This is a genomic window from Undibacterium sp. FT79W, from assembly GCF_014284215.1.
Lineage (GTDB): Bacteria > Pseudomonadota > Gammaproteobacteria > Burkholderiales > Burkholderiaceae_D > Undibacterium > Undibacterium aquatile.
Map to the genome: position 1 here is coordinate 179,966 of NZ_JACOGB010000003.1, position 20,295 is coordinate 200,260.

General features: G+C 50.3%; 16 protein-coding genes and 1 pseudogene. 8 read left to right on the top strand and 9 right to left on the bottom strand.

Translation table 11 applies throughout. The features are described from left to right. The first annotated feature begins 93 nt into the window (after window positions 1–93). Window positions 94–807 (top strand): hypothetical protein, encoded by a 714-nt coding sequence (locus H8K38_RS06255; RefSeq protein WP_186883941.1) that lies wholly within the window; start codon window positions 94–96, stop codon window positions 805–807. A 179-nt stretch (window positions 808–986) separates the two neighbouring features. On the opposite strand, the gene H8K38_RS06260 is transcribed toward H8K38_RS06255, so the two are convergent. The 6 genes from H8K38_RS06260 to H8K38_RS06285 form a co-directional block, all read right to left on the bottom strand. Then, window positions 987–2,726 (bottom strand): reverse transcriptase domain-containing protein, encoded by a 1,740-nt coding sequence (locus tag H8K38_RS06260; RefSeq protein WP_186883942.1) that lies wholly within the window; start codon window positions 2,724–2,726, stop codon window positions 987–989. 762 nt (window positions 2,727–3,488) lie between these two features. Next, a complete protein-coding gene (locus H8K38_RS06265; RefSeq protein ID WP_186883943.1) occupies window positions 3,489–4,346 on the bottom strand; it encodes a hypothetical protein in 858 nt (285 codons plus the stop codon). Window positions 4,347–4,924: 578 nt separating this feature from the next. Next, window positions 4,925–6,046: a TniQ family protein gene (locus tag H8K38_RS18680; protein ID WP_370587067.1), complete on the bottom strand. Its 1,122-nt coding sequence runs from the start codon at window positions 6,044–6,046 to the stop codon at window positions 4,925–4,927. Then, a complete protein-coding gene (locus H8K38_RS06275) occupies window positions 6,004–6,894 on the bottom strand; it encodes a TniB family NTP-binding protein (RefSeq protein WP_186883945.1) in 891 nt (296 codons plus the stop codon). The genes H8K38_RS18680 and H8K38_RS06275 overlap by 43 nt, the downstream gene beginning before the upstream one ends. Continuing rightward, complete coding sequence (locus H8K38_RS06280; RefSeq protein WP_186883946.1) at window positions 6,891–8,819, bottom strand: Mu transposase C-terminal domain-containing protein; 1,929 nt, start codon at window positions 8,817–8,819, stop codon at window positions 6,891–6,893. Before H8K38_RS06280 ends, H8K38_RS06275 begins: the two co-directional genes overlap by 4 nt. Continuing rightward, window positions 8,812–9,555, bottom strand: a complete 744-nt coding sequence (locus tag H8K38_RS06285) for a TnsA endonuclease N-terminal domain-containing protein (protein ID WP_255422847.1) — start codon at window positions 9,553–9,555, stop codon at window positions 8,812–8,814. The genes H8K38_RS06280 and H8K38_RS06285 overlap by 8 nt, the downstream gene beginning before the upstream one ends. A gap of 61 nt (window positions 9,556–9,616) precedes the next feature. Between H8K38_RS06285 and H8K38_RS06290 the strand changes: the two are divergent. From H8K38_RS06290 to H8K38_RS06305, 4 genes and pseudogenes are all read left to right on the top strand, one after another. Further along, window positions 9,617–10,273 (top strand): annotated as a pseudogene (locus tag H8K38_RS06290) (ATP-binding protein); the annotation flags it as partial. Window positions 10,274–10,345: 72 nt separating this feature from the next. Beyond that, window positions 10,346–11,035, top strand: coding sequence for a DUF2076 domain-containing protein (locus H8K38_RS06295; protein WP_186883947.1), 690 nt, complete (start codon window positions 10,346–10,348; stop codon window positions 11,033–11,035). 123 nt (window positions 11,036–11,158) lie between these two features. Continuing rightward, window positions 11,159–12,751, top strand: coding sequence for a DUF1800 domain-containing protein (locus H8K38_RS06300; protein ID WP_186883948.1), 1,593 nt, complete (start codon window positions 11,159–11,161; stop codon window positions 12,749–12,751). 69 nt (window positions 12,752–12,820) lie between these two features. Continuing rightward, window positions 12,821–14,035: a DUF1501 domain-containing protein gene (locus H8K38_RS06305; protein WP_186884200.1), complete on the top strand. Its 1,215-nt coding sequence runs from the start codon at window positions 12,821–12,823 to the stop codon at window positions 14,033–14,035. Here H8K38_RS06305 and H8K38_RS06310 read toward each other — a convergent pair. Continuing rightward, window positions 14,007–16,199, bottom strand: a complete 2,193-nt coding sequence (locus H8K38_RS06310) for an ATP-binding protein (RefSeq protein WP_186883949.1) — start codon at window positions 16,197–16,199, stop codon at window positions 14,007–14,009. The two genes, H8K38_RS06305 and H8K38_RS06310, sit on opposite strands and share 29 nt — an antisense overlap. Window positions 16,200–16,387: 188 nt before the next feature. On the opposite strand from H8K38_RS06310, the gene H8K38_RS06315 reads away from it, so the two are divergent. Continuing rightward, on the top strand, window positions 16,388–17,869 hold the full coding sequence (locus tag H8K38_RS06315; protein WP_186883950.1) for a M20 family peptidase: 1,482 nt from the start codon (window positions 16,388–16,390) through the stop codon (window positions 17,867–17,869). Beyond that, window positions 17,866–18,126, top strand: a complete 261-nt coding sequence (locus H8K38_RS06320; protein WP_186883951.1) for a DUF1161 domain-containing protein — start codon at window positions 17,866–17,868, stop codon at window positions 18,124–18,126. Before H8K38_RS06315 ends, H8K38_RS06320 begins: the two co-directional genes overlap by 4 nt. A gap of 111 nt (window positions 18,127–18,237) precedes the next feature. On the opposite strand, the gene H8K38_RS06325 is transcribed toward H8K38_RS06320, so the two are convergent. Beyond that, on the bottom strand, window positions 18,238–18,741 hold the full coding sequence (locus H8K38_RS06325) for a GNAT family N-acetyltransferase (protein ID WP_186883952.1): 504 nt from the start codon (window positions 18,739–18,741) through the stop codon (window positions 18,238–18,240). Window positions 18,742–18,752: 11 nt separating this feature from the next. Next, window positions 18,753–19,154 carry a hypothetical protein gene (locus tag H8K38_RS06330; RefSeq protein ID WP_223826780.1) on the bottom strand — a complete coding sequence of 134 codons (402 nt, stop codon included), beginning with the start codon at window positions 19,152–19,154 and terminating at the stop codon, window positions 18,753–18,755. A 188-nt stretch (window positions 19,155–19,342) separates the two neighbouring features. On the opposite strand from H8K38_RS06330, the gene H8K38_RS06335 reads away from it, so the two are divergent. Then, a complete protein-coding gene (locus H8K38_RS06335) occupies window positions 19,343–20,290 on the top strand; it encodes a DMT family transporter (RefSeq protein ID WP_186883953.1) in 948 nt (315 codons plus the stop codon). Window positions 20,291–20,295: the final 5 nt, after the last annotated feature.

Here is a 20,295-nt window from a genome sequence, read left to right on the forward strand (position 1 = left end):
CCTGCTGAGTTAGTTTAATTTGGTAAAACGTCTTTCTCCGGAAAGAAGATTGGGGTTCGATTCCCCGACTCAAATACGAATTAAGGAGCAAGTGTGAGCTTTGAGAAGACTCTAAAAATATATCAGGCTCAAGTTGAAAATCTCCAGGTTTTGGAGAAAGCATGGAAATTCCAAGTACGCACGATCAATAAAAGCCTAATAAAAGATCAAAAATACGAAGTTGAGCTAGCAACGAAACAGCTTATGCTTCTACATTGCGCGTACACAGAGTGCGCTTTTTCGAAACTAATCCATACGCCGTATGGATTTTCCCCATCGCAAATTCTTCAAATAAAGCAATCCATTAAGAACGGCAGTGCAGCCGAAGGATGGAAAAAAGCTTTAGAACTCGGGCTAAAGCGTTTGGTTACAAAACGTGCCGACAAGCAAGTGGTAGACATTCGAAGCCAAATATTAAAAATATTGGAACAGTATGTGGCAGACCCGAGTATTCTTCGCAATAAGGTCGCGCATGGACAGTGGATGGTAGCAATAAATCGCTCCGGCGATGGTATCAATTACGAAGTTAGCCAACAATTAAAAAATCTAGATGTTGTTGTACTAACTCGCTGGCACATCGCGGTAGTTGAGCTCTGTTCCATATTACGACTCTTAATCGAATCACCAAACAAGGCATTCCGACCAAACTATTATTTTGTAATTGAGTCCCATATAAAAAACGTGAAAAAAACTAAGGAATGGACCCTTGCAAAGAGAGTGGCTCAGCTAAAACTGAAGCAACAACATAAGCCAAATAAGGTCGATTAACCCTACGTGCTCTGCGAGTTCGGCCGACGTTCGAGGCATCACCATCCGTTCAATCGTTGCTCGCAGGACCCGCATGGACTACCAAGAGTTATCAAAAAATCCCACGAATTTCGGTTCGTGGGATTTCTTGTTTCTTGTCGCTTTCTGGTCTACTCTGGAGTAGACTCATAGCCTATCCGTCAATCAAGCCACTTATCCAACTCTTCCACACACAGGCACTCATCATTGCCATCGGCTTGCGTTGCACCCTCTTGCGCAACTCCTGCGACACGGAATAACTCGTCCACGTATGGGCCGCCGCTATTGCCCCTTCGGATATTTGTTGATATCTCAATCCGCTGAAGTCCTCGGCGAGGAAAGCGATTCAACACATTAGCCGCCGCTTGATTAGCGATTCGGCCTGGATTCCAGTTTGGATAGCCCACGAGAATTCCATGCTCATTTCGCTTGATTAATGAATCCCGACCCACAAAATGTCTAATATTGGCAGGGGGCGGATTAACAAATTCCAGAACAGCAAGATCTCGATCTTGATCCCGGTGAACTACCCGAACTGGCACACTAAAGCCGAGAGTGGGACTGTGCGCAGTCATTTCCCCATTTCTCATTTGCGCATCTTGAAAATCTACCATCAAGACTTGACCATTAACCTCAAGCTCACAGCGCAGGACGTGCTCGCAAGTAATCAATTTGTTAGCGGACATGTAGGCAAATGCTGTACCTTGGCTTGCGCAGAATTCACTGGCACCACCCTCCAATTGATAGTCCCCCATCCAACTAACCACAAATACGGCCCGCTCAACATCTGCGGCATTTCGTACAATATTTTCAATCGGTAGCAACAGGGCAGCCCCCCCCATATCCCTTTGATAGAGCCCATTAAAGCGCTCGGCAAAACGAGTGTATAAAGCATCGTTAGGGCCTCGGACCATTCGCAAGTAAAGCAACTTTCCCCACAAAATCTTGTAAAAGGATGGAAACCCTTTACACCTACGTTGGCGTCGCCAAGGCTTCTTCTCGTAAGGAGACGTCTTCGCCGCCTCCATCTTCCTTTCCCACTCAACCTGCGTGGCAGCCAATCCATACTTATCCCAAGCATGGAGCGTACCTCGAACCCAGTCCACGAAATTCCTTTTCACGTTCGGGAACTCGTTAATGGTCAACCCTGTGACCTCCATTCGATGCAAAGGCGTACTGATCCTGCTTTTAACAGGGTTGATATTAAAACTGTTATGTTCAATCGTAGAAATTAGTTCCTTGCCTAAGGTCAAGACACCGCTGTCGTATGAGCATATATTTTCCGGCAAGCTAGAAGCTTTTCGAACCGAAAAAGAGAACGTCAAGTCGTCCGCATAGCGTGTGTAGGACGCTCGATGTCGCTTGGCCAGATCCATTAGTTCAGTGTCGAGACGCCGCGAAGCAAGATTTGCCAAAAACGGCGACGTAGGCGCGCCTTGGGGGAGCTCGTTATTGTGAGTGCAAATCTGCGCCAATACCGTAGCGACAGCATGGGAGCACGAAAAGGGTTTCTTCATAAAGATACCCCTCACCCGATAAAAATTAATCGATGGGAAATAGTTCTTCAGATCAACGTTGAGCAAGAACTTGGTTTGTGGTGAACAATGCTTTTTTGCATTAGTTACAATACTTCTTCCTATTATAAAGCCGTGAACACAAGGTTTTACAGGTGCAGCATTTTCTTCCAAGAATAGTAAAACCTTATCCTGCAAGGCCTTTAGCTTGGCACGAGGTTCATGAATCACTCTCGGCGATCCATTACGTTTATTTATTATGAAGGACTTGTAACGAGGGGAAGGGTAAATGATTTTCTGCAAATCGGAATAAGGCATACCGAACAAGTTCGCCGACAGCGACTCCACAAAATTGCGGGTCAAAATTCCAAGTGGAAATGTACTCATGCGCTCTGCTTCACACAAGATGAATAAAACGAGGTCGCTCCCCTTTTCGCTCTTTCACCTATACATCACGGCGACATCAGGATACTTTCGACATCGTATAGCGTCGGGGCTACCTCACTGCAAGGTCTACGTTAACGCGGACCAAATTAAGACTCGGAACAGGGGAACGACAAGCCATTGTAATTCCAGCACTAGCCTCATGGCAATAAAGTTCTCCGATGCAAGGAAGCCGAGTTGGGCTTTGCAATTGTGAGACAGTGGCAAACCAATGCAAAGTTGAAAACGGCATGACCTATTCAACGTAAAGGCCGTAGCTGATGCGCTGATGGATCGAGTGATCCATCGTTCGTATAATCTTAAACTGACCGGTGAGTCCATGCGTGCCGGTACCGGGCCTAATGGGATAAAGAAGACCACCAAGCCTAAGAAGTAACGGTTCGATGCCATGTCGATGGTCACATTGCCGACATACCGGGGTGACCGCCACCCGTACTTTGGGTGGCGGTTCACTTTTAGAGGCATTGGTTACCAGCGCGTGTTGGCGGCCGACTTTATGTTGACGGGGTGGTGGTTGACTATGTAGCTGAAGAGTTTGACCGCACTTGGTTGAGCTAAGTGTCACAGGTGGTTGAATGCGAGGCAAATCAGTGGTTGATTCTGAAGGCGAAACGGTAGTGGCGTCCCAATGCTAAAGAGTGGCGGCTTGGATGCTAATACTCAGCTCGTCTCGAAAGAATCACTTGAAGCTCTCCAAGACAAGGCCTAAACCGCTGTAAAATCAGGCACTGACCCCGAGCGATAGTCCCAGTGGGGTAACCAATAGGTCTGCCCATTCAAGACAACGGAGAAATTGCCCTCGACATCAGTCGAGAACGAAAAACGTTTCGATTTCTTGCCAACACGTCGTGGCAAGCCGTGGAAATACGCTAGCGAAATTGAGATCCACTCCGCCTCGAATGCATCGTCGCGCTGCCCTTTTTCAAGGAGCTTGACCATTTTCGCTTCGAGCTGCTTATGGCGCATGGACCGCGTCTTCTGATTATCTACTCTAACGACAAGGTTTAATCCATAGCGGCTATTTATAAATGAAACAAAGCCAAAGGTTGAAGCCTTTTGGCCAGGGGAATTGAGCAAATAACTGTCCAGCGCGTCCTGCCCGGGCAATTGGAATCCGCTCTTCTCGCAAGTGGCCAACAGGGATGCCGCGGGACGCAACGCCAAGCGTGCTGTTCTGATCGAGATACTACCGGCAGCTATCCTCAACTGTAGTTCGCTATTGTAGGCAATCAAAACTTGTGCAGCTGGCGTTCCCTCTGGAAGAGACGCAACGATAACGGCAATGCGGCGAAGATCGGATTCATCCTCCCGTTCCTGGGCATCGACGACCACTTGCGCAGTCTCAGATAACCAGCGCATCGGAAGTCGCACGCGCCGCAATCCCTCCGCCGTAAAATGAATGAGCAGCTGCGCGTAAGAGGGAACTTTGCCCCAACACTTTTCCATTTCATAGAAAAATGGAAAATAGCGATGGATCGTTAAAGCAGCTCTTTGCGCTGGAATTTTTTCAATGAGCCACAGCCCAAATCGGTGAAAGCTTTGAACAAACTGCGGACTCGACAAACCCGCCTCATCAAGCCTCAGCCGCTTCAGATAGGTATCCCTCCAATAGCAATCCTCACAGGAATTTCTCCTTCCAGCTGGCATATCAGTACCACAGCATGGGCAAGGAACGAGGCCGTCTCGCAAGCAGACTGAGCATAGTTTCCGACCTTCCGGTGAAATTAAAAGGCTACGGTGACGTCTGCAATCTTGGCAAGTGCCACGTTCAGAAACGTTCTGATCCTGGGATTCCACTGACCGGTGTGCATCGGCACCTATTAATGCCTGACTTGGCAAACTCGGGGGACGAAAATAGACTGAACAACTATTGCACACCGGTCCGAATAGCGTGACCTTTCCGATCTTGTATTCGGTCTTTCCACAGCGTGCACAGGGTGCATCCTTCACACATTGGCGGCATATCGCATTCGGATCATTTTTCGGGAGCCGCCGTAGAACGGTGCACCTCGGGCATTGGCGAGACTCAAAGACGCGCTGGTAGCATGTCCCGCAAAATCGTCGGCCAGATTGGATGCGATGCGCCTTCAGCATGTCCCTGCCACATTCGTCGCATTGCTGCTGGAGCGATGTGTTGTTGTTCATGAAATTCGTCGCATCTTTCGTTGTAGGCGCGCCCATTTGTACAATACAGTCTGCCTCGATACCGGAGCTGGGTCTGAATTTTTCCTTGCATTGCGTGAGCGCATCAGCTGCGGCATCTCGCGCACAATATCATCAATGCATGGCGGCAGAGATCTCCATCCCTGCCGCAGCGACGTATCTTTCAGGGAATTGGCTACCGCAGCACTTCGAAGTTGTTCAGGACCGGCTTGCATCAGCACACCGACACTTTCGAGAAAGCTCGAGCGCTCCGATGTCGGTAGCATTTCAAAACCCAGGCCGGTAATGGGTGGCCGCAAATAGCACGAACCAGGAACCAGACCAGCAAGGCATTTACCGAGGCAGGATATCTGACGCCTAGCGGCACAGCGCAGGAGCATCAGAAAATAGCGTGCAAGATGAAACCATTCCTTCACTTGCAGTTGATGGACCCCGTAGGAACCCGATCCGGTGATCACCACACGGTCAGCACGCTCCTGAAACGCAAGCGCTGCCTTTGAGGCCGGCAGCATCACGCCTTGTCGCAGATCTCGCTTGCAAGTGGAACAAGTGCTCATCGTATCGAACGCACATAGTCGATTCGGCTCGATAGGCAATTGGCAGTGGCAGCAGCGATCGCGTAGGCCAACATGATGAACAGCGCAGCACGTGTGCCATGCCAGACGCCATTGCAAGCGGAAGTATGGTTGAGCGTCGGTGGCCAAGCAAAGGGAACAGTACTGCAATCCGCCATGTCGTTTCCGGTTACGGGACCCCAGGGCAAGAATCCAGTGCCAGATCGCGCTAGCGGCCCCGCTCTCCAATCCAATAGCTGATGCGATCGGCAATAGAGAGGCCATACTAAGCTTCCCAGCCTCAATCCCGGAATCACGAGCAAGCCGGCTAATACGTTCATCGCTTATGCCTCGGTCAAAATCGATCGTCCAGACCCGCCATCGCGGCCAGAGGTGACTAGCCAGCACCAGAGGGTCTGTACCCTGCGATAAAGCAACGCGCACTAGCCACGTCGACAACAGCTCGTCTGGCGCCATCGCCACTGGAACAGGCCATCGGCTCACTACCCGACCAGTTCCCGGATGCCACGTGTAGGCCGCAACCATGCTTTACTTTCGATTATGGACTTGTCGATATGCTCTTTTCCTGACTTGATCGCTTCGCCGGCGCACTCTACCAACAGCCGATGAAGATTCCCGGTATTTCCCTCACAAATTGTATGGAGCAATTTTGCTGTCTCGGGCGAATGCAGATTTGAGCGCTGTTGCAAGGGCAAGACTTTTTCAAATCCCGCTAGGAGGCGCTGGAAGTCAGCATTGAGTTCCCACAGGGGCAAACTAAGAACATCGAACCTGCTTGCGTGCTGAGGATCGCTATGCAGCACTCGTACCGCTTCACGTGTCCCTACGCCTACGATTGGTATGGCGAGTTCGTTACACATGAGTTTAATCGCATTCATCACCTCACGTTGCTTGACGGGAGATCCTGTCAGCAGCGAATGAAATTCATCAATGATTAGCATGCGCACGTGGCATGAACGAAAAAGATGGATAACCTGGTACCGAAGTTTTGACGTGGGATCTGTCGCCCTGTAAGGTGCAAAGAATTGCTCCAAAACGGAAATATACAAACCCTTTTCGTCCGCACTGGGCGGTGCCTCGGCAACAATGATCGGCTTCACCGGTTCAGCCTCCTCATTCACATATCCTTGCCCGCACAGGTGCCGAAACCGACCGATGATTGTAGTCTTTCCATTGTTAGAGTCGCCAACGATCAGTAAATTCGGCATACGGGGCCTGGTCGGCTTGAGAAGAAGACCCTGCAAGGTATCCAAAATGTGTTGGGCAACCTTGTGGCCGATCCAGCGAGGTTGATCCAGAAAGCTCAGTCGCTCCGCATTCGTCAGTGCCATCACATGGCGAAAATCGGGATGAATGTGTTCGTACTCGTTCATGCGATATCTCCGAAATCTTGAATGTCACCATCGAGCAGACCATCTGTCACCGGCATTGCCGAAGGTTTAGGCAACGCCGAAGAAGCAGGCAAAGGCTGAGCCGGTGAAATATTCTTAGCATGTTCCTTCCTGCGTTGCGCTTGGCGTCGTGCAGTCTTAGTCTTTTCCATCGCGTCATCTACTCGACTGCGTAATTCCGTGATCGCCCGGAGAATCTGGTGCTCGTCGACACTTGCGATCCCTTCTTTCCGAAGCTGTTCCCGCGCCTGCTGATACTCCCAGATGCTCATCGACGGCAGCGCCAAATCAGCGAGCGGGATTTTGTAGTAATGCTTTAGCAGCGGATCAAAAAACCATATGGAGCTGATATCGCGCGGATCGCGTCGGAAGATCAAATCCTTTTTTTTCTTCGTCTCAGGGTCTTGAGCATTGATCCACGGCCGCAACGCCTCAGCATAGTAAGAGAGTCCGTCAATGGTCACACCGAACGTCTGTACCGTGCGTCGAAAGAAAGGCAGAAAATCTAATAAGATTGTCAGGCTGTTGGTCGGTCGTGGCGGGACACCCACGCCATGAATCTCAGCATTGCCGAAAATCCCGATTTCCCATTTGCGTGTCGGCGACAAGCCAATTGCCGAATGAAGGCGCCGGTGATAGACCTTGCAGATGAGGGCTACCAGCCATTCTTCGAATTCCGATTTCGTCATGGTCGCGTGTTTTTCCGAGTCGTACCCGTCGCGCGCCTTAACTGACGAGAATGTTGTGCCCGGCAAGTCGTGGATCTCGCGTAACAACGTGCCCAACATGCGCTCGATATGGCCACCGTATCGGGGTTGTTTCACTGGTCGGAACTCCAGGCTGATGCCGTACATCAGACACGACTGCTGAAAATTATTCGAACGGAAATCTGCGCCGTTGTCGACGTGAATGGTTTTTGGTATTCCCCATACTGGCCATTCCGCATCTACCTTATGGAGCAGCATCCAATCGTCTTTCGGAAGGATGGAATGCGCTACGCACATCGCAACAGATGTTTCCGATGGAGGATCGAAGGATAGGTAGTAACCCGTTACCATGCGGGAATGAACGTCAATGGCAAGCGTAATCCACGGCCGACCTATCGGTTTTCTAAAAACGTCATCGACCAGAATGATGTCGGCAGGAGTGTGATCGATCTGCATCACGGCCAACGGAAAGTCGGCATTCGGAAAGCTTCCCGATGCTGGAAGAAACTTATTCTTTGCTTGTTCCCTGTAACCGCGCCCCCGCAGTTTCTCCTTCTCCGCGATCCGGGAAATCCGTGCCCTGATCGTGGAAGCGCCTGGAGCCTTGATTCCTTTAGCCTGGCATGCGCGCAGAACCTCAATTACTGTTTTTTGAGCCGTGGGCCGCTGGGGCGTTAGGTAGAAGTCCCGGATGACCTGTTCGATCAACGCGTCCGCTTCCGCTCCGATTCGACTATTCCCAGCCTTCCAGCCGCGCTTCTGCGGAATTAGTGCCGATGCGACTCCGTATGCGTTGTACCGCTGAAGCCAGCGATATAGAGTGGCCGGATCCACACCGATCTCCGTGCCGCGCAGCTCAACATCTTCCCTCCCGATATGCATTCTGTCGAGCAGCGGTTTAATTGCAGCAAGGCGTTTTTGAGCAATTCGCCAATCTTCATCGGCAATCTCGGCCATGTCCACATTGGACGACTGCGGAACTTTCCCATCGCGTGCCAACGGGCGCAAGTCCCCCAAGCGTAAGGAAGCGCTACGTCCGGTCGAGACATCCACCCCGATCACGGATTCGAAATCGAGGACCTGTGCAATGCGATAAACATCGTCCCCACGTCGAACTAACATGCCAACGCCGATATCTACACGGTCACGGACGGGCTCAAAGACCTCGTTGGGCATCGAAACATCGGCGTCGTTAGGCATGAGGGATCCACACTTGAGTAATTTCATTAAGCGGTTGGGAGATGTCGCAATCGAGGCGCCGTGAGGCAATCAATGACCAGAGGTGTGCGACCCCTTCACCACGATACAAACCCATGAAGTGCCTAGCGAGAAGATAGTGGATGGGTGTCGCCCCCATGTCCCGCACGCTGGAAATAACAGCCTCGCTATCTTCGAGTGCAAACGTCATACGTTTGTATCGTTCCAGGAACCTCACGTTCTCGAAGACCTTGTCGCGAATCCGCGATTCGTCGGCCACGTGAAAAATCCATCCCTGGGTAAGTGCATAGCGGCGGGCGGCCTTCCATTTCGGCAGCCACTCGCGCCAGTGCTTGCGCCAGTCAGCCTCAGGCTTCACCTCCACCAGCACCGGCTTGGGATAGTTGCAGTAATTTTTGCTGCCAAGCTTGTAGTACACAAGAAAGTCAGGTGTATAGATATAGCGCTGTCCATTGTTCCCAATAAACGGCACTTGAACTGGCTGAGGGATTACGTCAAGGACATCTGTGAGGAACTCCGCTCGCAGTAAGAAGTCTCTTTCGAGCGTCGATTCGAACGGAATTGACGCCTCCCCCCGAAAAGGATGAACACCCGAGACACTGCGCCGCGTTGGCTTGATCTTCCGCGTCTGACGGGGGAGCGCTTCGTCGCAGCTATTTCTATCTACTTTGGAGTCAGTCGCATCTAATTTACCAAATATCGTCGCAGAAATTTCCAAAATTATGTCCTAAGTAATTGAAATTCGAGACAAAGTGTCGCAACTATTTAAGAATATCACAGGTGGCACGCCTCGTCCCGGCGAAATTTCACTGGCTCATCAGGGGGTTTTATTTCTTGATGAACTTCCCGAGTTCGATCGGCGCGTTCTGGAAGTATTGCGTGAACCGCTGGAATCTGGGCACATTACTATTTCCCGCGCTGCCCGGCAAGCGGATTTTCCGGCCCGCTTTCAGCTGATCGCCGCCATGAATCCTTGTCCCTGCGGCTACTTCGGCCACAGTAATGGCAAATGCCGTTGCACGCCGGACAGTATTGCTCGTTATCAGGATAAAATTTCCGGCCCTTTGCTGGACCGCATTGATTTACAGATTCAGGTCGCAGCATTACCGCACGAGGATCTGTTGAAACAAGCGACAGGAGAATCCAGCCCGGTGGTGGCGCAACGTGTTGAAGCCGCATTTGAGCGCCAGCAACGACGTCAGGGCAAGGTCAACAATTTACTCACCACGACAGAAATCGATACTTACTGCCGCCCGGACAGCAGTGCAGATCAGTTACTGAAAAATGCCATGAGTAAATTTAACTGGTCAGCCCGCGCCTATCATCGCGTATTGAAAGTAGCGCGTACCATCGCCGATCTGGCCGGTGCGGATCACATCAGTTCGGCCCATGTCGCGGAAGCAATACAGTACCGGCGGGCATTACGCGAGCATTGACTATAAACATGCATTGAAAAAGCCGAGGCCATGACCAGATAGTGCCCATATCGCTTATTTCAGGAGAAAACGATGTCACCACAAGAAATGCAGGTTCTGCAAAATTTTCTCGCCCAGCTGGTTCAGGTACAAGGCGTCGCCAAAGACCCGCAAGCCGCAAGCCTGATCAGCGAGGCAATCAGCAAGCAGCCGGATGCAAGCTACTTATTAGTACAACGGGCCTTATTACTGGAACAGGCGCTGGCAAATGCAAACAGTCAGATTGCCAGCCTGCAGGCAGATTTGCGTGAGCAACAAGCACTCAATGCCACACAAAATCCGACGACACCCACACAATTTCTCGATCCTGCCGCAAGTAACTGGGGCAACAGTGCCAGCAGTCGCCCGCTAAATATTCCCTCCAATACCGGCACCTCAGTCACTGGCGCACCTTTAGCGGCCTATCCGGCGACGGCAGCCGTGCCTGTCAGCCAGCCAGGCGCCGCTGCCACAGCGCCTGCAAGCAGTTTTTTCGGTAACACGGGTGGCAGCATGCTGGGGACCGTCGCCGCAACAGCCGCGAGTGTCGCTGCCGGTGCCTTTTTGTTTCAGGGCATCAGCCATCTGATGAATGGCAATTCGCATCAGACAATGGCAGACAACTCCTCAACGGCCAATCTCAGCAATGCTGACGGCGGCCTGCTCCCCGGCTATTTTGATCAGGATCAGACCGACAGCTCGCCACTGGAAAGTCTGTCCGACGAGAGTGACGACGTCATCTGACCTGTTACTCTTAATGAGGTAACGCTCACACTCGGTTGCATTTCGTCACTCGCAGGTCATCCAATTGCCGGACAATCCGTTGTATGCTGATGGCCATCGATAGTGCCCGGAGAAGTGACTTCCATGTTGAGCGACTCACCTTTACAGCGTCTGCTGACTTTAAGCCCGGTTTTCATCCTCATTTTCGCAATGTCAGGATGTACGACGTCACCCGCGCCAAACAAGGTAACGGATGCCGGGCCATCCAGATTTCTTCCTCCCAGCAGCAATACTTTTGCGAAAGCGAACGTCCAGCCAGAGCTGCTGCTCAATCGGCTGACCTGGGGTAGTAACTTCTCTACTTATCAACAATTGCAAGCGGTTGGCATGGACAAGTTCCTTGACCAGCAACTGCGTGGACGGGCCAGCGTCGTGCCGCCAACAGTGCAGGCGCAAATCAGCGCGATGACAATTTCTCAGCAACCAATAGAGAATATCGTCAGGGAGCTGGAGCATAAACGCGTCGTCGCCGAACAGCAAAAGGGCACCGATGACAGTCTGCGAAAAGAGTATCAGCAAGAGTTGAACCGTCTGGCCAAAGAAGCTGCAACACGCTCGCTTTTACGCGATATCTATTCACCGAATCAGTTGCAGGAACAAATGACATGGTTCTGGATGAATCATTTCAACATCCATGCGGGCAAACATAATCTGAGGGCCATGGTCGGCGATTTTGAGGAACACGCGATACGCCCGCATGCTCTGGGTAATTTCCGCGAATTACTCAAAGCCACCGTGTATCACCCGGCGATGTTGCGCTATCTCGATAACGAACATAATGCAAATGGTCGCATTAACGAAAACTATGCCCGTGAATTAATGGAGTTACACACGATGGGGGTCAATAGTAGCTATACCCAGAAAGACGTGCAAGAACTGGCGCGGGTGCTTACTGGCGTCGGTGTTAATCTGGGCACAGACACACCAAGACTTAAAGCCGAATTAAGTAAATTTTATCTGCGTAAGGGTTTGTTTGAATTCAATCCGCAGCGACACGATTTTGGCAACAAGCAGATATTAGGTAACAACATCAAAGGTCGCGGTATCAATGAAGTTGAGGAAACACTGACATTGCTGAGCAGGCAACCAGCTACGGCGCGCTTTATCAGCCGGAAACTGGCGACGTATTTCGTCTCTGACACGCCGTCAGAAAATCTGATACAAGCGATGGCTAACAGCTTTCTGCAAAGCGATGGCGATATTCCTGTCACCTTGCGTACGATGTTTGACTCGCAGGAATTTATTGCTTCCTTAGGACGCAAATTCAAAGATCCCGTGCACTACGCTGTTTCCTCCATGCGGCTTGCGTACGACGGGAGTTGCATCGTCAATGCCGCTCCGATCATCAACTGGCTCAACATGATGGGGCAGCCATTCAACGGCAGGCAGACGCCGGACGGATACACCATGACAGAAAGTGCCTGGGCGAGCCCCGGACAAATGACAGTCCGCTTTGATGTCGCCCGCAGTATCGCCTATGGCACGCCTGCACTCTTCAAAACAGATCAGCAGATTTCAGCAGAAAAACCGCGTACACCGGCCATTGCAAGCTCGCTGTATGTCAAAAACTGGGTGCAGACATTCAGCAAGGACACACAACAGACATTACAACAGGCAGCCACACCCGCGGAGTGGAGTACCTTATTTCTCGCCTCGCCGGACATGATGCGCCGTTAGTAAATAAACGCGGGTACAGCGATCGACAACTGACCATATGATGAACAAGCAGACCGGATGAAAATCAACATGAACCGTCGCCAATTATTGCAGTGCCTGGTTAGTATGGCTGCGTTGCCGGGTATCACTTACAGTAGTCAGTTACTTGCAGCACCGGCTACGCAAAACCGTCTGTTGCTGGTATTTTTACGTGGCGCTTACGATGCCAGCAATTTTCTGGTGCCGACGGCCAGCGATTTTTATTATGAATCCCGTCCGACTATTGCAATCAGACGTCCCGGCAACGAACCAGGCGCTGCTATCGCATTGAATGCCGACTGGGGCTTACATCCGGCATTGCGCGACACGCTCTACCCTATGTATCAGAGTAAGGAAATCGCCTTTATTCCTTTTGCTGGTATCGACGATGTATCGCGCAGTCATTTTGAAACGCAGGACAGTATAGAACTCGGGCAAGCACTCAATACCACCCGGAATTTTCATTCTGGCTTTTTAAACCGCCTGGCAGCCGTAATAAATGGCGGGAAAAATGACGGAAAATCTGCACCGGCAATGGCATTTACTGATCAACTGCCACTTATTCTGCAAGGTAATGTACAAGTCGGGAATACAGCATTAAAAAGCATTGCAAAATCTGGCCTGAACGAACATCAGAATCAACTGATAGAACAAATGTATCGCAAGACCGCGCTGGCGCAGCAAGTCAATGAAGGCTTCGCTGTTCGTCAGGAAGTGGTGAAAGAGATGCAGGAAGAAATGAACGCCGCCAACCGCAATGCGATCAGCACCAAAGGATTTGAGCTGGAAGCGCAGCGCATTGCCAGAATGATGCGGGAAAAATATGCACTAGGATTTATTGATGTCGGTGGCTGGGATACCCACGTGAATCAGGGTGCAGAAACAGGCGTGCTGGCAAATAAGTTCGAGGAACTCGGGCGCGGTCTGCTCGCCTACAAAAATGCCATGGGCGACCAGTGGCGTAACACGACTGTCGTTGTGATCAGCGAATTCGGACGTACGTTCCGTGAAAATGGAAAACGTGGCACTGACCACGGGCATGGCAGCGTTTATTGGGTGCTCGGTGGAAGCGTACGCGGTGGTCAGATTTACGGGGAACAGGTCACACTGACGCCTAGCCAATTATTTCAAAATCGCGACTATCCGGTATTAAATGAATATCGTGCCGTACTTGGCGGTCTGTTCAGTCGTATATATGGACTCAATCCCCGGCAACTCGACACCGTTTTCAATGGAATCAAAGGACGGGACTTAGGTTTGATATAAGCGATTGCGACGCCGCCACAATCGGCAAATCAATGTAAAAATGAGCACCGCCGCCCTGCTCAGGGGGCAAATTATAAAAACCTATTTCACCGTGCATTTGCTGAATAATCACTTTGGAAATCGCCAATCCAAGACCGGTTCCGCCTTTGGCTCTCGTATCAGACGAATCTGCCTGAGAAAATTTCTTAAAAATTCTGTCTCTGAAGTTTTCCGGCACGCCGCCGCCCTGATCGGTGACCAATACACGTACCGAACAAGCGCTGACGACTAACGCAATAACACGCACGACACCACCTTCCGGTGAGTATTTGCAGGCATTCGAGATCAGATTGGCGAGTACCTGCTGGAAACGTCCCTGATCAACATTAATTTCAATGGGCCGTATTCTTGGCAAATCCACATCAATTTCCAGCCGGACGCCGCGCCCCTCTGCAATACTTTGATTTTGTTGCACAGCAAGTTCGAGCAAGCTGAGTAAATGCAGGCGTTCAAATGCGAAATCCATTTTCCCGGCCTCAATTTTCTGGATGTCCAGCAAATCATTGATCAGGCGCGTCAGACTTTCACTATTTTTATGCGCCATCAAAATCAAAGGCTGCAGTTTTTCTGGTATTGATCCTGCCGCCCCTCCGACCAATAATCCGAGAGCGCCGCGTATCGCTGTCAAAGGCGTGCGTAATTCATGGCTGACCGTAGAAATGAATTCATTCTTCATGCGATCTATTTTGCGACGCTCAGAAATGTCACGCACGATGGTGATCAGCTTACGTTTTCCAGCCAGACTATATTCACTGATCGACAGTTCAGCCGGAAACAAGCTGCCATCTCTGCGCAGGCGTTCCGTTTCTATACGCAAACGCCTTGTTTGCTGGAAATCGTCGTTATTGATCGCAATTTCCAGCATATCGAGCTTGCCATCCGGTGAGAACAAATGATTTGCCTTGCCCACCACCTCCTCGGATGAATACCCGTAGATGGCAACAGCAGCAGGATTAATGGCTTCGACAATGCCGGTATCATCCGTCATCACAATACCATCAGCAGCATTCTGAAAAATCGCCTGCAAGCGGTCGGATGATTCTTTTAGTGCTTTCTGCTGTTCCGTTAGATTCTGCAACAGTCTGGTCTGGTTCCGGTTAATGACATCAGCCTCACGTTTCAGCTCCGTCATCACCTGCATATCACTTTCTTTTTGTATGAATAACTGTATCAATACACGAAATGCAGCGATCACGGCGGCAATGGCAGCAACGGTCACTATAGCAACCGCCAGGCTGATCGCATGCCAGTCAGATAAATACAGATTTTCATCCACAGAAAAATAAACAATCAATGGATATTTCTCAAGATATTGGATAGCCGTTATGCTGGGCTTCCCATATTCAAGAGCGGAAGTATCGGAGGTGATCACAAGCGATTTTCTATCGTCTGCATCAATACTGCGATGGTGAATGCTGGCCGCAGCGTGCCTCGTTCCCATGACTGCTTCAGTGTCCGGCCAGCGAGCCAGGTAAGTAAAATCGTCTCTCAGCAGTGAAATGGAAACATGACCATCAACGTTCAGTTTTTCATAAAATTTGGTGTAAAACTTCGGTGAGATGCCGATGATGGCAACACCAATAAACTCACCATCACTGCCAGTCAGGCGATGGCTGAGAAAAAATATCCAGTCGCCAGTCGTTTTGCTGCGCACCGGATTACTGAGATAAATTCCTTGCGTAGGATGATCGCGCTGCACCTGAAAATAGTCGCGATCAGCAAGGTTATAGGCGGGTGACGGAAAATTTCTGGACGTACTGATAACATTCCCATTGACGTCGAGAATAGAAATGACCTCAATCGCCGGAAACAGGGCAACCTTTTCTTTCAGAAATTGATGGAAATCGTAGGTGCCAAGTTTGGATGACAGGTATTCTGCGCTGATACTCCAACGGTCTTGTATTCGTTCAGCGATATTACCCAGGGCAGTGTAAGCAAAATCCATCTGCTGACTGGTGTTTTCTGCCAGCACAACGCTGAAGGTTTCAGTCTGCTTTTCCCACTTATGTATTTCTTGCAAACGCAGCGTCCAGACAAATACGCCGGCAGCAAGCACAATTGCCACCACCAGACTGATTGCAAATGTTTTAGCAATACGACTGGTGTGTAGTCCCGTTGGTATCATGTTGAAAATCAGTCTTAATCATGTTGGAAATTCAAAAATCGAATCTCAGCTCGGGCAAATTCAGCTCTGCAATGCGCATTAAAACAAAAACGTTCATCCATACCTTGCGTAACTCACCTGGAATCTGAAATTTGTAAAATGATAGGCTGTCTAAATTGGCAATTTATCCTATTCAATGGGAAAGTACCATGATCAAGCGAATTTTTTTATTTCTCGTCATTGCCCTGCTAAGTTTAGTTCTGGTCATTGGCGCAAATACGCTGCGTCAGTCTTCCAGACAAATACCAGTACAACCAGCCGCCATAGTCAAGCTTGACGAACAGGCGGCAGCGCAACGTCTGGCGAGCGCCTTGCGTCTGCCAACGATAGCAAATGCCGACAAAGTGCAAACGCAATCAGCGGCGTTTACTGCGTTACATACCTTACTGGAAAAGTCCTTTCCTTTGATTCATTCAAAATTACAACGCGATATTGTCGCGGAACATAGCCTGCTGTATCGCTGGCAAGGCACGGATACCAATGCCAGACCGATATTGCTGATGGCGCATCAGGATGTCGTACCAGTGGCACCCGGCACAGAGCACTTGTGGCAACAGCCGCCATTTGCCGGCGAGATAAAAGATGGTTTCATCTGGGGACGCGGTGCGTGGGACGATAAGGGTAATTTATTCGCCATGATGGAAGCGATAGAAACGGCGCTCGCTTCCGGCTTTCAGCCTCGCCAGACAATTTATCTGGCCTTCGGGCATGACGAAGAAGTCGGCGGTCTGCATGGTGCGAAAGCAATTGCGGCATTGTTAGAAAGCCGGAACATCCGCTTCGAGTTCATACTGGATGAAGGAATGCTGGTCACCGAAGGTATATTAAAAGGTCTGGACCAGTCTGCTGCACTGATAGGCGTTGCCGAAAAAGGCTATGCCAGCATGCAGCTGAGTCTGGATGCCACGCCCGGTCATTCATCTATGCCGCCGCAAAAAACAGCCATAGGTATGATGAGCAACGCGCTGAGCAAACTCGAACAACATCAGTTGCCAGCCAATATTCGTGGCATCGCACTCGATATGTTTGAAACGATAGCGCCTGAAATGCACGGTCTGAACCGCGTCTTATTATCTAATTTGTGGTTATTCGCACCGCTGGTACAACATGAACTTGAAAAAAGCGCCAGCACGAACGCAACACTGAGAACGACCACCGCACTGACGATGGTTCATGCCGGGAACAAAGATAATGTCCTGCCCGGACAAATTCAGGCAACCGTGAATTTCCGTACCTTACCGGGTGATACTCAGACCAGCGTGATGGAACACATCAAAACCACCATCGGCAATGATGCTATCCGCATCCACTCGCTCAACGGAAATTCTGAACCATCCAGAGTGTCACCAGTAAATTCTGACGCATACCGGATGCTGCACAAGACCATACGTGAAGTCTTCGCCAATACCATCGTCGCGCCAGGCTTAATGCTGGGCGCAACCGACTCACGTCATTTTGAAAAACTGAGTCCGAATATATTTAAATTTTCACCAGTCAGGGCAACTAGTGAGGATTTACCACGTTTTCATGGAACAAATGAACGCATCTCTGTTAAAAATTACCTAGAAATGGTACGGTTTTATCACCAGCTTTTAATTAAATCATCCATGGAAAAGGAGAAGACAAAATGAGGAATCCCATTTTTACTAAGAGTCTGGTATCTGGCTTACTGCTATGCAGCGCATCCAGCTGGGCGGCAGTCACACCATGCGAAGCGATCATGGACAAAATCAATGCCAAGTTAGAAGGCAAAGGGGTCAGTGATTACGCTCTCAAAGTCGTACCAAAAGATACAGAAACCAAGTTACGCGTCGTCGGTGTCTGTGAAGGTGGGAGCAAAAAAATCATTTACCAAAAACAGAAAGCCAAGAAAAAAACTGATGAATAAACCGTCTCTTCTATTTAGGACTTACGCAATTTGCCCCGGAAGACAGTACAAATAGTACGGCTAGGAGCCATAACGCCGCTGGGGCAGTTTTGCGTCAGTCCTACTATTCCTCTATAGCTGCTTCACACAGTAATGAGCTAAGCCAGAGTATGTCATCAATGCTGATGTCTGCTCTGGCGATAAAACCGTCACTTCAACAAAACCCTGCTTTTGCCAGAACGCTTTCGTACTTTGCACTGAGACCAGATGCATTGTCGTCCAACCCGCACTGAGAGCGTATGCTTGCGCATGTTCGACCAGCCGCACGCCTACGCCGCATCCATGCATCGCCGTACCAACGGCAAGATCGTGCAGATACAGACTATCGGCTTCCCTTGCAGGGTCAAAATCACTGCCCAGAGATGAAATCTTCCCGCTGCTGGAGGGATAAGCCATCAGATACGCACAGACGCCCACTGCCGCATCCTCTGCAACCCAGCAGGTAGCCGGTGCCGCTCTCAGTCGCGCATGAAAAATGCTCTCGGCCTCGACCATCGCACTCACATAGGCCTGCGTCTGTACCCCGAATACCGCAGCGATATCCTGCTCACGCATCAAACGAATTTGTAATGACATACGACGCCAAGCTATTTTTTTGATTTGGCAGACGCGGATTCCGAAGCAGATGCAGACTCTGAGGCACTGGCATCGTCTTTAACCGGCGGCGCGTTTGACGCAATTTCTGGTTTGACGTTGTCTATCTTGTTTTCACGCATATAGTCGTTCATCTCTTTCCATCCGGCATACACGGACGATCGGGCGGCATCGGGATTGAGCGCATAGCAGTCTTCAATCGCGCGCCCGGCATGGCGACAGGCGCTGCCGGTAGCTCGCGCATCAGATTCCTTCTGCGCCGCTTCTTTCGCCGGATCTGCAATGCCCAGACGTTCGCATGCACTCAACAAAAATAAAGGAAACAAAGCCAACAGGACGGAATGACGAAGCGACATCGCAGCACCAATGAAGAAGGAGAAAATCGTAAGCTTCATCACCATCAGACGAAGCAGTTTTATCGTTTCCTATGATACCCCACTGTTATCACAAAACCATAGAGATCTATCCGATGGTAAAAGCATACACTTTGTTGTGTTTCTGCCGATATGTCCTTTAACAATATCAAAGCTACTATGATGTCAGCTTGATTGAATAAGCGAGATCTTTTGATGAGTGTGGCAAGATGGTAGGCGGCGTCCTCGCTGCGCTGGGTGCAGGTTTATTGTGGGGTCTGGTCTTTATCACGCCCTTGTTATTGCCGGATTATCCAGGCGTGGTGCTTTCATTTGGCCGCTATCTGGCATTTGGCCTGATCGCACTGATTCCGGCATGGTTTGACCGCCAGCGTATTCTTGCCCTCAGCAAAACTGACTGGTACAGCGCGCTGAAACTGGCGGCAGTCGGCAATATCATTTATTACGCTGCGCTGGCCAGTGCGATTCAGCTTGCCGATGCGCCGCTGCCAACCATGCTCATCAGCACCTTGCCAGTCATGATCGCGGTCTTTGCAAACTGGTCTCCACATCATCCTTCCGAATCCATCGCCTGGAAAAAACTCCTGCTGCCGCTGTTGCTGATTTTTTGCGGCATCATGCTGGTCAACAGCGAAGAATTGCGTCATCTTGATGCCCAACGCTCGATCAGCGATTACGTGAAAGGTGCAGGCCTGGCATTGATTGCCGTCGCTGCATGGACCTGGTATCCGATCATGAACAGCCGGTATTTGAAGAATCATCCACAAATTCAATCCGGCACCTGGGCAACTGCACAAGGATTAGCAACCCTGCCGCTCGCCCTGTGTGGTTTTCTGCTCTACGGAATAGTTCAGACGATGCAGCCAGCGCCAGTCTATGATTTTCCATTCGGCAGCAGCCCCGGTAAATTTATCGTCGGTATGCTGACACTGGGATTACTGGCATCCTGGCTGGGCACGCTGTTATGGAATCGGGCGAGCCAGAAATTAGCCACCAGCCTCAGCGGTCAGTTGATTGTGTTTGAGACTCTGGCGGCGCTGTTGTACGCATTCATTCTGCGTCAGACTCTGCCTGCACCTCAGATACTCATGGGAGTATTATTACTTTGCCTTGGTGTCGCCTTTGCTTTACGCGGGTTTCAGAGTAAACAGGAGTGATACTC